Source organism: Aulosira sp. FACHB-615, assembly GCF_014698045.1.
GTDB lineage: Bacteria > Cyanobacteriota > Cyanobacteriia > Cyanobacteriales > Nostocaceae > Nostoc_B.
The window spans coordinates 180,605-193,616 of record NZ_JACJSE010000010.1; the positions used below are offsets into that span (position 1 = coordinate 180,605).

General features: G+C 39.6%; 6 protein-coding genes. All 6 read left to right on the plus strand.

Features of this window, described 5'->3' with window-relative positions; genetic code table 11:
• The first annotated feature begins 167 nt into the window (after nucleotides 1-167).
• Genes H6G77_RS18205 through H6G77_RS18230 form a run of 6 tightly spaced genes read left to right on the plus strand, consistent with a single transcriptional unit; the run spans nucleotide 168 to nucleotide 13,011 of the window.
• Nucleotides 168-4,889 carry a type I polyketide synthase gene (locus tag H6G77_RS18205; RefSeq protein WP_190872316.1) on the plus strand — a complete coding sequence of 1,574 codons (4,722 nt, stop codon included), beginning with the start codon at nucleotides 168-170 and terminating at the stop codon, nucleotides 4,887-4,889.
• 26 nt (nucleotides 4,890-4,915) lie between these two features.
• Nucleotides 4,916-5,770, plus strand: coding sequence for a 3-hydroxyacyl-CoA dehydrogenase family protein (locus tag H6G77_RS18210; RefSeq protein WP_190872317.1), 855 nt, complete (start codon nucleotides 4,916-4,918; stop codon nucleotides 5,768-5,770).
• 18 nt (nucleotides 5,771-5,788) lie between these two features.
• The gene (locus H6G77_RS18215) at nucleotides 5,789-6,037 is read left to right on the plus strand and encodes an acyl carrier protein (protein ID WP_190588355.1); all 249 of its coding nucleotides are present in this window, start codon (nucleotides 5,789-5,791) and stop codon (nucleotides 6,035-6,037) included.
• Between the two features lie 4 nt (nucleotides 6,038-6,041).
• Nucleotides 6,042-7,229: an acyl-CoA dehydrogenase family protein gene (locus H6G77_RS18220; RefSeq protein WP_242049242.1), complete on the plus strand. Its 1,188-nt coding sequence runs from the start codon at nucleotides 6,042-6,044 to the stop codon at nucleotides 7,227-7,229.
• A gap of 3 nt (nucleotides 7,230-7,232) precedes the next feature.
• Entirely contained in the window at nucleotides 7,233-8,303 is a 1,071-nt protein-coding gene (locus tag H6G77_RS18225) for an HAD family hydrolase (RefSeq protein WP_190872318.1), read from the plus strand.
• Between the two features lie 16 nt (nucleotides 8,304-8,319).
• The gene (locus tag H6G77_RS18230) at nucleotides 8,320-13,011 is read left to right on the plus strand and encodes a non-ribosomal peptide synthetase (RefSeq protein ID WP_190872319.1); all 4,692 of its coding nucleotides are present in this window, start codon (nucleotides 8,320-8,322) and stop codon (nucleotides 13,009-13,011) included.
• Nucleotide 13,012 lies beyond the last annotated feature (1 nt).

Here is a 13,012-nt window from a genome sequence, read left to right on the forward strand (position 1 = left end):
CGAGAAATAACCCTCATTAAAACTATGTGGACAGGAAGCTGAAACAATTACATACGACAAGTCAATATTTTCGGATTTTTATGGGAATTTCCTTGGTTGAGTAGAGCAGTATTAGCCAGCAACCTGCGCTAATAAAATGTGTAATTAATGAGGTTAAGATAGGAGTGATGGATAGTACAGAATTACAAGATGTCATCGAAGCGATCGCAATTATTGGGATGTCGGGGCGTTTCCCCGGTGCTAATGATATTCCAGAATTTTGGGAAAATTTATGCTCTGGTGTCGAATCAATTTCTACCTTTACTGATACAGAATTAATTACGGCGGGAATTGAGCCAGAATTAGTGAATCATCCCCATTATGTGAAAAGTCTGGGGATATTAGCAAATATAGATTTATTTGATGCTGGATTTTTTGGTTTTAATCCTAAAGAAGCAGAAATTACAGATCCACAGCATCGGTTATTTTTAGAATGTGCCTGGGAAGCATTAGAAAATGCCGGCTATGACTCTCAACGTTGTGAAAGTCGTATCGGAGTTTATGCAGGTGCGAGTTCAAATAATTATTTATCTTTAGATTTAAATAACGAGCGCACAGGATTAGCAAGTCTTTTTCAAAGGGGAATTGGTAACGATAAAGATTTCCTCGCTACTCGTGTTTCCTATAAATTAAATCTTACAGGCCCCAGCCTTACAGTACAGACTGCTTGTTCTACTTCCTTAGTTGCAATTTCTCTCGCTTGCCAAAGCTTATTAAATTATCAATGCGATATGGCTTTAGCTGGGGGAGTTTCAATTAATATTCTCCAAAAAACCGGGTACTTGTATCAAGAAGGTGGTGTTTTATCGCCTGACGGTCACTGTCGCGCCTTTGATGCTCAAGCTAGAGGTACGATTATTGGCAATGGCGTGGGAATTGTGGTTTTAAAGCGGTTAACTGAAGCGATCGCCGATGGTGATCATATCTATGCTGTCATTAAAGGTAGTGCTATCAATAATGATGGTTCAGGTAAAATCAGTTACACAGCACCCAGTGTCAACGGACAAGCTCAAGTTATTGCCGAAGCACTAAGTTTAGCAGATGTGCCGCCGGAAACCATTAGCTATATTGAAACCCACGGTAGCGGAACCGTCTTAGGAGATCCGATTGAAATTTCGGCATTAACCAGCGTCTTCCGTGAAAATACTGATAAAAAGCAATTTTGTGCGATCGGTTCCGTCAAAACCAATATTGGTCATTTGGATGCAGCTGCTGGGGTGACAAGTTTAATCAAAACTGCTTTGGCGCTCAAACATCAACAAATACCGCCTAGCTTACATTTTGCCGAACCCAATCCAAATATTGATTTTGCCAACAGTCCTTTTTATGTCAATACCAAGCTGACAGATTGGCAAAATACTCATACCCCTCGTCGTGCTGGTGTGAGTTCTTTGGGTATCGGTGGTACCAACGCCCACGTCATTTTAGAAGCAGCACCAGTATGGGAAGAACAAGGAGTAGGGGGCAGGGAGCAGGGGAGAAAGTATCAATTGTTGGTTCTGTCTGCTAAAACAGCATCAGCACTAGAAAAGGCAACCACAAATTTAGCAGATTATCTGCAAGCACATCCTGATTTAAACTTGGCTGATGTGGCTTACACATTACAAGTTGGACGCAGAACTTTTGAACATCGGCGTGCTGTGGTGTGTCGAGATATTGCAGATGCGATCGCAGCACTAGAAAACTCTCAAAAAGTACTGAGCAGTATCCCAGCAATACAACAACAGTCCATAGCTTTTATGTTCCCTGGTCTGGGTACTCAATATGTCAACATGGGTTGGGAACTTTATCAAGTTGAATCTATCTTTCGCCAGCAAGTTGATTACTGTTGCGAGTTTCTGCAACCGCTTTTGAATCAAGATTTACGCGATATTCTTTATCCAAGTAGACATTCACCACAAACCCCAGAAAACCAAAAATTAAATCTAGAATCTCAAGGTTTCGATTTGCGGAAAATGTTGGGGCGAAATCAGGAACAACCTTCCTTACTCCATCAAACTGAACTAGCCCAACCAGCAGTTTTTGTCATTGAATATGCTTTAGCACAGCTATTGATCTCCTGGGGGATTCGTCCCCAAACAATGATCGGTTACAGCATTGGTGAGTATGTAGCAGCCACTGTAGCAGGGGTTTTATCTCTAGAAGAAGGTTTAAAACTGATTGCTGCAAGAGCGCGGATAATTCAAAAATTACCGGGTGGAGCAATGCTCGCTGTTCCACTTTCAGAAGCAGAAATATCCCCCTTGCTAAATGATCAAATCTCCTTGTCTGCGGTTAACGGCAAATCTATGTGTGTAGTTGCAGGTGCAACTAACGCTGTAGAAGCTCTGGAACAACAGTTAACTGAACGAGGTTTAGCTTGTCGTCGCCTAGAAACTTCTCACGCTTTTCACTCTCCCATGATGGAGGGTGCGATTTCTGAGTTACGTGAGTTAGTCAACAGCTTTAAACTCCAAGCCCCAAAAATTCCTTACATATCCAACGTCACAGGAACTTGGATCACAGCAGCAGCAGCCACAAATCCCGATTATTGGGTTCAACACCTGTGTCAACCTGTGTTATTTGCTCCGGGTATCCAAGAACTGTGGAACCAAAATAATCCCATTTTATTGGAAGTAGGGCCAGGACAGACTTTAAATAGTTTCGCCCTTCAATGTCTCGAAACCAATCCCGAAGTCAATCAGATCATCTTACCCTCCCTGAGATATGCTTACGATCAAAAACCAGACTTAGTATTCTTGTTAAGAACAATAGGTAGGTTGTGGTCAGCCGGAGTAGAAATAGATTGGTCAGGATTTTATCGTGATGAGCGTCGTTATCGTCTTCCTTTACCAACCTATCCTTTTGAACGTCAACGCTACTGGTTAGAGCCACAAAAACCAACGAGTTCTTCAGATAAATCTCCAGCATTATCAACAGAAAAGCTGGATGTTACCAACTGGTTTAACATTCCTTCTTGGAAACGTTCGGCTTTACTTGTATCGTTGGAACAAGCAAAACCAATCGATTCAAGCAATTATTGGTTAGTATTTCTTGATGCTTGCGGTATTGGTAATCAACTTGTAGAACGCTTGAAAAATGAGCGTAAAAATGTCATCACTGTCAAAATTGGCGAAGCATTTAGTCAAATTGGATATGGGGAATATACGATTAATCCCCAAAGCAAAAATGACTATGATACCTTAATCAAACAGCTCCACAATTTAGGTCAAGTACCACAGAAAATTACTCATCTGTGGAACATTACATCATATAATAGTCAAATATCGGATCTAGAAAATTTTGCAGCTACTCAAGATATCAGTTTTTGGAGCTTGCTCTTTCTCATCCAAGCATTGGGAGAACAAAATCTTACCAAATCTGTGGAAATTAATGTTGTTTCTAACAACATGCAACAGGTAGTTGATGAAGCATATTTATGTCCAGAAAAGGCAACCATCCTGGGGCTATGTACAGTTATTCCGCAAGAATATGCCCACATATCCTGCCGCAGCATCGATATTACCATTCCCCAGGTTGATACAAAGCAATGGCAACAGTTGATAGACAATCTTTGTAGAGAACTTCAGACATTATCATCTGAGCAAGTCATTGCATATCGAGGAAATCAAAGATGGATACAGTGTTTTGAACCCTTACCCATCGCCAGCCAAACAAGTACTAACAACAAATTCAGAAAAGAAGGAGTATATGTAATCACAGGTGGATTAGGCGGAATTGGCCTAGCGATCGCGGAATATTTAGCCAAGACTGTACAAGCAAAATTAGTCCTGATTGGACGTTCGGAATTACCAAAAAAAGTCGAGTGGGAGGAATTGCTATCCAGCCAAGAGCAAGATGATTTACTCAAAACCAAAATCAAAAAACTCCAGCTTCTAGAAGAGTTAGGTGCAGAGGTTTTAGTGCTGAAAGCCGATGTTGCTAACCTAGAACAAATGCAGAGTGCGATTAATCAGGTATGCGATCGCTTTGGTAAGATTCATGGCGTAATTCATGCAGCCGGAACTCCAGGTGCAGGTATTATTCAACTCAAAACACCTGAATTAGCCGCACAAGTTTTTCAACCTAAACTCCAAGGCACAATAGTTTTAAATACTGTTTTGCAAAACATTAATTTAGACTTCCTGGTCTTATTTTCTTCTACTACTGCAATCACAGGCGGCTTAGGACAAGTAGATTATTGTGCAGCTAATACCTTTCTAGATGGGTTTGCCCACTACAATTTTTATCAACACCAAATACCGACAATCTCAATTAATTGGGATTGGTGGGAATGGGATAGTTGGCAAAAATCTTTGTTAGCATTTGCCCCTAATATGCAAGCTGAAATTAAGCAAACAAGACAAAAATATGGTATATCTTTTGCAGAAGGTATAGATGCCTTTGAGCGAATATTATCTCAAAATTTACCTCAAGTAATTGTATCAACAAAAAATCTCCAAACTGTCATTGCAGAACATCAAGCTTTTGCCGTACCACTTTTCTTAAAAAATTCCGAACAATCTCCTCAATCTCAAACATCGCACCCAAGACCAATTTTAGAAACTGTTTATCTTGAGCCCAGTAGTGCTGTTGAGCAAAAGATTGCTGAGATTTGGCAAGAATTATTAGGTATTGATCAAGTCGGCGTTGATGATAACTTTTTTGATTTAGGCGGACACTCCTTAATTGCAACCCAAATAGTTTCTCAGTTGCGTCAAGATTTTCAAGTTGAACTATCATTACGCCATATTTTTGAAGCGCCAACGGTGGCAGAATTAGCTTTACTGATTGAAGACATCCTGATCAAAGAATTGTCAGAACTGACCGAAGAAGAAGCCGAAAAGCTAGTTTCACATATTTATGTTTAGAGCGTAGAAGGAGGCTAAGATAAATTATGAAAATTCAAACAGTAGGCGTTGTTGGTGCAGGCGTGATGGGTATCGGGGTTGCACAAAACCTCGCACAAACAGACCATCAAGTGATTTTGATAGATATTTCTGAAGATATTCTTGATAAAGCTAAATACGAAATCAGAAATAATATCCGCTTACAAAGTTTTTTCAAGAAAAGCGACAATCTAAAAACACCAGATAGTATTCTAGAGAAAATCGAGTTTTCTACTAGCTATAAACTTTTAGAAAATGCTGATTTTGTAGTTGAAAATGTCACCGAAAAATGGGATATTAAAAAAGGGATATATCCACAATTAGATGCTATTTGTCCACCACATTGTATATTTGCGGCTAACACATCAGCAATCCCCATTACTCGCCTAGCTTCACTTACCAAACGCCCTGATCAAGTCCTGGGTATTCACTTTATGAATCCTGTACCAATGAAGCCAATGGTAGAGATGATTCGGGGATATCATACCTCGGAGTCAACAATTGCAACAGCAAAACAAATGCTGACTCAGATGGGGAAAGAATGCGTCATTGTTAACGACTCACCGGGTTTTGTTTCTAACCGCGTGTTGATGCTAACCATTAACGAAGCTGTGTTTCTGTTGCAAGACCAAGTAGCAACAGCAGAAGATGTAGACAAAATCTTTAAAAGCTGTTTTGGTCACAAAATGGGGCCTTTAGAAACCGCAGATTTAATTGGACTAGATACCATTTTATTTTCTATCGAAGTTTTGTATGAAAACTTTAATGATAGCAAGTATCGACCATGCCCTTTACTGAAAAAAATGGTGGATGCAGGGTTATATGGCAGAAAAAATGGTCAAGGTTTTTACGTATATCAATAACTAGGAATTTCAAGACTTATGAAAGAAGTGCAAGCTAGAATTAAAACCTTCTTGTCAAAATTTTTCGGCAATCATGACTTACAACCAGACGAAGATATTTTCGCTCTCGGTTTTGTGAATTCGATGTTTGCGATGCAGCTGGTTTTATTTGTTGAGCAGGAATTTCAGATTGCAGTTGAGAACGAAGACTTAGAGTTTGAAAATTTCCGCACCATCAACTCTATCGCCAATTTAGTAGAACGCAAAACTGCTGTTCTCGCACAATGAATTTATGATGAAACTAGAACTATCTACTCAACAAAAAAACGCTCAAGCTGAATTTAGAGCTTTTGTTAACCAAGAAATTTGTCCTGATGCTGGTAAATGGGATAGACAAGAATTTACGCCACCAGAATTAATTAAAAAAATTGCTCAACGCGGTTTTCTTGGTGCTATCTTACCCCAAGAATATGGTGGTCAGGCAATGGATATGATTACCTATGGCATTCTCAATGAAGAAATTGGGCGGGGATGTTCTTCTATTAGAAGTTTGTTGACAGTTCATAACATGGTTGCTCATGCTGTGTGTAAATGGGGTAATAAATCTCAAAAAGAATATTGGCTGCCAAAACTGGCATCTGGAGAAATTATCGCGGCTTTTGCTTTAAGTGAACCGAATGTTGGTAGCGATGCGAAAAGTGTAGAAACCACAGCAGTATTAGTTGGTGATGCTTATGTTTTAAATGGGCAGAAAAAATGGATTACCTACGGACAAATAGCAGATATCTATTTAGTTTTTGCTCAATGTGAAGGTAAACCGACGGCTTTTTTAGTAGAAAAAAATAGCCCAGGTTTTACAGTGAAGCCCATGTCTGGCATTTTAGGTGTGAGGGCTTCAATGTCAGCAGAATTATATTTTCATAACTGTCAAATTCCGCGAGAAAACTTAGTTGGTAGATTAGGTTTTGGGTTTGCTTATATTGCTGCTTCTGCTCTTGATTATGGTAGATATAGTGTGGCAGCAGGATGTGTTGGTATTGCTCAAGCTTGTTTAGAAGCTTGCATCAAATATACAAATGAACGTAAACAGTTTGGTGTGTATCTCAAAGAACATCAATTAATTCGGCAAAAAATTACGCAGATGATAGCTAACACCAAAGCAGCGAGGTTGTTATGTTATCAAGCTGGTTATCTCAAAGATATTAACGACCCCAACTCTATTATTGAGACTTCTATTGCCAAGTATTTTGCATCTACAGTTGCTACCAAAATAGCTAATGATGCTGTGCAGCTTCATGGCGGGAATGGTTGTAGTAATGAGTACCCTGTGGAGAGGTATTTACGCGACTCGAAAATTATGGAAATTATTGAAGGTAGTACTCAAATTCAAGAAATTACAATTGCTGAGTCTGGTTATCAAGATTATTTATTTGCAAACGTAGCTACTGGTTTAGATAAGCAATTAGCAGAGAGAAATTAATCTATGGTTAGTATTCAAGAGCTAAATTTAAATAGTAAACAAAAAGATAAAAAAGTAATTAAATGTGTCGTTTGGGATTTAGATAATACCCTATGGCATGGAATTTTGCTAGAAGATAATCAAGTTTCTCTGCGTGAAAATATTGCAAGTTTGATGGAAACTTTAGATAAACGTGGTATATTACAATCTATAGCTAGTAAGAATGAATATCATACAGCAATCAAAAAATTAACAGAATTTGGGTTACAAAAATACTTTTTATATCCCCAAATTAATTGGAATTCTAAGGCTGATTCAGTTAAACAAATTGCTAGTTTACTCAATATTGGGCTAGATGCGATCGCCTTTATTGATGACCAGTTATTTGAGTTAGAAGAAGTCAAGTTTTCCTTACCTGAAGTTCTTTGTATCAATGCAGATGAAATCAGCAATATTTTAGATATGCCTGTGATGAATCCCCGGTTTATTACCGAAGATTCACGCCTTAGAAGATTGATGTATTTGAGCGATATTGAACGACACAATGCAGAGCAAGAATTTGTCGGGACAGCAGATGAGTTTTTAGCTACTCTCCAGATGAATTTTACCATTTCTACTGCTCAAGAAGCAGATTTACAGCGTGCAGAAGAATTAACGCTCAGAACTAACCAATTGAATACAACTGGTTATACCTATTCCTACGATGAACTGAATCATTTTCGCACCAGCAAAAATCATAAATTGCTCATTGCTAGTCTGGAAGATAAATATGGTAGCTATGGAAAAATAGGCTTGGCTCTTATTGAATGCCAAACACAGATATGGACAATCAAGCTTTTGTTAATGTCTTGTCGGGTGATGTCGCGGGGAGTGGGGACAATCATGATGAATCATATTATGAGTCTGGCTCAAACTAATCATGTCCGTCTTTTAGCAGAGTTTGTCCCAAATGACCGGAATCGCATGATGTATATATCTTATAAATTTGCAGGTTTTAAAGAAATTGATCAAAGTGGCAATTCATTAATTTTAGAAAACGACTTAACTCGCATCCAACCTGTGCCTGCGTACGTAAATTTTCAAGTAATTGACTAATTTATTACTAAATAATATGGACAGTAAAAATCATGAAATTATTCAACGTCGTTCTCATCTCTCACCCGCGAAACAAGCCATTTTAGAAAAACGCTTACGGGGTGAGCGTCATGTTAGTAATCAAAAAACAACTATTCCTCGTCGTACCGAGCGAAGTTCAATTCCTTTGTCCGCACCCCAACAGCGATTATGGGTTCTGCAACAATTGGAACCCCAAAGTTATGTTTATAACGAATTTGTATCTATAAAATTAACAGGTAATCTCAATCTTGCCATTTTAGAAAAAAGTTTTAATGAAATTATTAACCGTCATGAATCTCTGCGTACTTCTTTTACAACCATAGACGAGCAACCAGTTCAAGTAATTCATTCCTCTGTGACTATCAAGTTACCAGTGGTAAACTTGAGCCACTTACCGCCAGCATTACAGAATGCAGAAGTTGAGCGCCTAACTCATGAAATTGCTCAAGCACCTTTTAACCTAGCAGTTTGTCCCTTACTGCGCGTTATGTTATTGCAAACGCGGGAACAGGAATATTTGCTTTTATTGGTCATTCATCACATTATTTGTGATGGGTTGTCAATACAAGTACTAAACCAGGAATTAGCAGTCATTTACAAAGCTTTTTCAGCAGAACAACCTTGCCCACTTTCAGAACTGCCAATTCAATATGCAGATTATTCTATCTGGCAGCTTCAACAGTTACAAGCGGAACGAACAGCCAACCAACTTTCATATTGGCAGCAACAACTGGCAAATGCTTCCACTACTTTATCTTTGCCCATAGATCATCCGCGACCTCCAGTACAAAGTTTCAACGGCACAACCAGAAACTTTCAACTATCATCAGAGTTAAGCCAAGGTTTGCGGTCTTTAAGCAAGCAACAAGGAGTCACATTATTTATGACCTTGTTAGCAGCTTTTCAAGCACAATTATACCGTTATACAAGTCAAGAAGACATTTGCCTTGGTTCTCCAATTGCTAATCGCAACCATGCTGATATTGAAGGATTAATCGGTTTTTTTGTCAACACCTTGGTACTGCGTACTGATATTTCTGGAAACCCCAGCTTTAGGGAGTTGCTCAAGAGAGTGCGCGATGTGTGTGTAGGAGCTTATGCTCATGCAGATTTACCTTTTGAGCAATTAGTAGGAGAGCTACAACCTGAGCGAAATCTTAGTCATACCCCTCTTTTTCAAGTAACTTTTGCTTTTCAAGAAGATACTAAAAAAGATTTAGTATTACCTGGTCTGACTCTCCAATGGCTTCAGAACCATAATGGCACAGCAAAATTTGATTTATCGCTGTATGTGGTAGATTCCCAGCCAGAAATTTGGGGGTGGTGGGAGTACAACACAGATTTATTTGATGCTGCGACTATTGAAAGAATGGTAGGGCATTTTACTAATTTGCTCCAGGATATTATTACTTTTCCAGAGAAGCGTTTATCAGAGTTGTCATTATTAACAGAAATTGAACTTCAGACTCTTTTAGTTAAATGGAATCAGACAGCGACTGATTACGATTTGGATAAATGTATTCATCAATTATTTGAACAGCAGGTAGCAAAAACACCCGATGCAGTAGCCGTAGAATTTGCAAATCAGCAATTAACTTACCAACAATTAAACACCAAAGCCAACCAATTAGCTTATTATCTGCGATCGCTGGGAGTAAAACCAGAGGTATTGGTGGGAATTTGCGTGGAGCGATCGCTTGATATGATCATTGGGTTACTCGCCATCCTGAAAGCGGGTGGTGCATATATCCCCCTCGACCCCAACTATCCATCTGAACGCATCGCCTTTATCCTGGAAGACACACAAGCACCAGTCTTACTCACCCAAACTGCACTTCTGGCAGCAATGCCCCCACACCAAGCCAAGGTAATCTGTTTAGATACTGATTGGCATCACATCAGCCAACACAACCAGGAAAATCTAGTCACGGAAGTCACAACCGAGAACCTCGCCTACATTATCTATACCTCTGGTTCCACAGGCAAACCCAAAGGTGTAATGATTCAACACGCCAGCACCGTGGCCATGTTAGATTGGTCAGACAAAACCTTTAGCCGAGAAGCAAGGGCGGGAGTTTTAGCATCCACCTCTATTTGTTTTGACTTGTCGGTATTCGAGATGTTTGTGCCTTTGTCTTGTGGTGGCAAGGTGATTTTAATCGAGAATGCACTATATATCAGCAATCTCCCTGCAACCTGTGGTGTCACTTTAATTAATACTGTCCCCAGTGTCATTGCACAGTTACTCCAAACAGATCATATTCCCGCTTCTGTGCAAACTGTGAATATTGCGGGAGAACCACTGCAAAATCAACTCGTGCAGAAACTTTACCAGCAAGCTCACATACAACAGGTATTTAACTTGTATGGCCCTTCGGAAGATACCACTTATTCTACGTTTGCCTTAATACAGAAGGGTGCGAACAGTACACCACCAATTGGTAGACCAATTCACAACACCCAAACTTATCTGTTAGATGAAAATTTACAACCAGTACCTATCGGTGTACCAGGAATGTTGTACCTGGGTGGGGCTGGTTTAGCCCGTGGTTATCTCAATAAATTAGAACTCACGGCGGAGAGATTTATTCCTCATCCCTACACTCATGTCCCAGGAGAACGATTATATAAAACAGGGGATTTAGCCCGCTATTTGCCCAATGGAGAGATTGAATACATTGGGCGCATTGACAACCAAGTCAAGATTCGTGGTTTCCGCATTGAATTGGGCGAAATTGAAGCCATCATCAGCCAATACCCGACGGTGCGTGAAACTGTAGTTGTAGTTAGTCAAGAATCAAAAATAATTGCCTATCTAGTGCCGCAAACACAGCAAACACTGGCAATTCCTGAGCTACGCAACTTTTTAGAATCAAAGCTCCCCAATTACATGGTGCCAGCAGCTTTTGTAATCTTAGAGGCACTACCATTAACACCCAATGGTAAGATTGACCGCAAGGCACTTCCAGCAGCTGATATAGTGCGTCCAGAACTCGCAGAAACTTTTGTTGCACCACAAACAATTATTGAAAAGCAATTAGCTGTCCTTTGGTCAGAAGTATTAGGTTTAGAAAATATAGGCATCAACGATAACTTTTTTGAACTAGGTGGAGATTCGATTCTGAGTCTGCAAGTAGTATCTAAAGCCAACCGTTTGGGTCTGCAATTAACTCCTAAACAGATGTTTCAGTACCAAACTATTGCTCAAATAGTAACAGTAATTGGTACAAAAGATAAAATTCTAGCTGAACAAGGAGTGTTAACAGGAACGCTAAAATTGATACCCATTCAGCGTTGGTTTTTTGACCAAAAGCAACCAGAACCACACCATTGGAATCAAGCAGTATGCTTAGAAAGCAAACAAAAAATTGACCCTGTAATCTTAGAGAAAACCATCCAGTTTTTAGACAAACATCATGATGTTTTACGTTTACGTTTTAGACAGCAGGAGTTTAGTACTCAAGCACTGATTGTTAGTCCAGATCCTGCGATACCGTTGACATACTTTGATTTTGCAGCACTACCCGAAAATCAGCGATCGCCAGCAATAGCAGCAGCCACCGATCAACTGCAAGCTAGTCTAAATCTTTCACAGGGGCCATTATTCCGAGTTGCTTTGTTTAACTTGGGAGATAATCAACCTCAACGGTTGCTGTGGATTATTCACCACTTAGCCGTTGATGGTGTGTCTTGGCGAATTTTAATTGAAGATTTGCAAACAGTTTACCAGCAAATAATTCAAGGCAAAGTAATCAATCTGCCACCCAAAACAACTTCTTATCAACAATGGTCTAGCTATCTCCAAAAATATGCACAATCTTCAGCTTTACTAGAAGAAATAGACTTCTGGTTAACAACCCAACATCAATCGGTTACGCCTATACCAAGAGATTTTGGCGATGGAGATAATCTAGAAGCAACCACATCGACTGTATCAGTATCCCTGTCAGCAGCCGAAACCCAAAGTTTGCTGCACCAAGTACCAGCAGCTTATCGGACACAAATTAATGATGTATTGTTAACAGCACTTATACTAACTTTTAATCAGTGGACGGGAAAAAATTCTTTATTAATTGACTTGGAAGGACATGGACGAGAAGAAATTTTTGAAGATGTGGATTTATCGAGAACGGTGGGTTGGTTCACCACGATTTTTCCTGTACATTTAAATCTGGAAAATAGCCAAGATTTAGGCAAAGCTTTGCAGTCAATTAAAGAGCAACTAAGAGCCATTCCGAATCGAGGTATTGGCTATGGATTACTACGTTATCTGAGTCAAAATCAAGAACTAGCCGCACAGTTTTCTGCCTCAAAGGCTGAAGTTATTTTTAACTATTTAGGACAGTTCGATCGCATTTTAGCCGAATCATCTTTATTTAGTTTTGCGCCAGAATCGGTTGGTGCTACTCACAGTGGGCGAAATCAACGGACTCACTTACTAGAAATTAATGCTGGGATTTATCAGGGACATCTGGAAATGAGTTGGTCTTACAGTAGCAAGTTGCATCGACAAACCACAATTGAGAAACTAGCAGAAAACTTGATTGAGGTAGTGCGATCGCTCATTGCTCACTGCGAGTCTGTTGATGCAGGTGGATTTACCCCTGCTGATTTCGCTGAGTTTCAGCAAAGCCAATGGGATCAAAGTGATCTTGATGCCATTACAGCAGCTATAGGAGATATTTGAT

Coding starts and splice junctions, on each gene's coding strand:
- H6G77_RS18205 (WP_190872316.1), top strand. CDS start 168: ATGGATAGTACAGAATTACAAGATGTCATCGAAGCGATCGCAATTATT.
- H6G77_RS18210 (WP_190872317.1), top strand. CDS start 4,916: ATGAAAATTCAAACAGTAGGCGTTGTTGGTGCAGGCGTGATGGGTATC.
- H6G77_RS18215 (WP_190588355.1), top strand. CDS start 5,789: ATGAAAGAAGTGCAAGCTAGAATTAAAACCTTCTTGTCAAAATTTTTC.
- H6G77_RS18220 (WP_242049242.1), top strand. CDS start 6,042: ATGATGAAACTAGAACTATCTACTCAACAAAAAAACGCTCAAGCTGAA.
- H6G77_RS18225 (WP_190872318.1), top strand. CDS start 7,233: ATGGTTAGTATTCAAGAGCTAAATTTAAATAGTAAACAAAAAGATAAA.
- H6G77_RS18230 (WP_190872319.1), top strand. CDS start 8,320: ATGGACAGTAAAAATCATGAAATTATTCAACGTCGTTCTCATCTCTCA.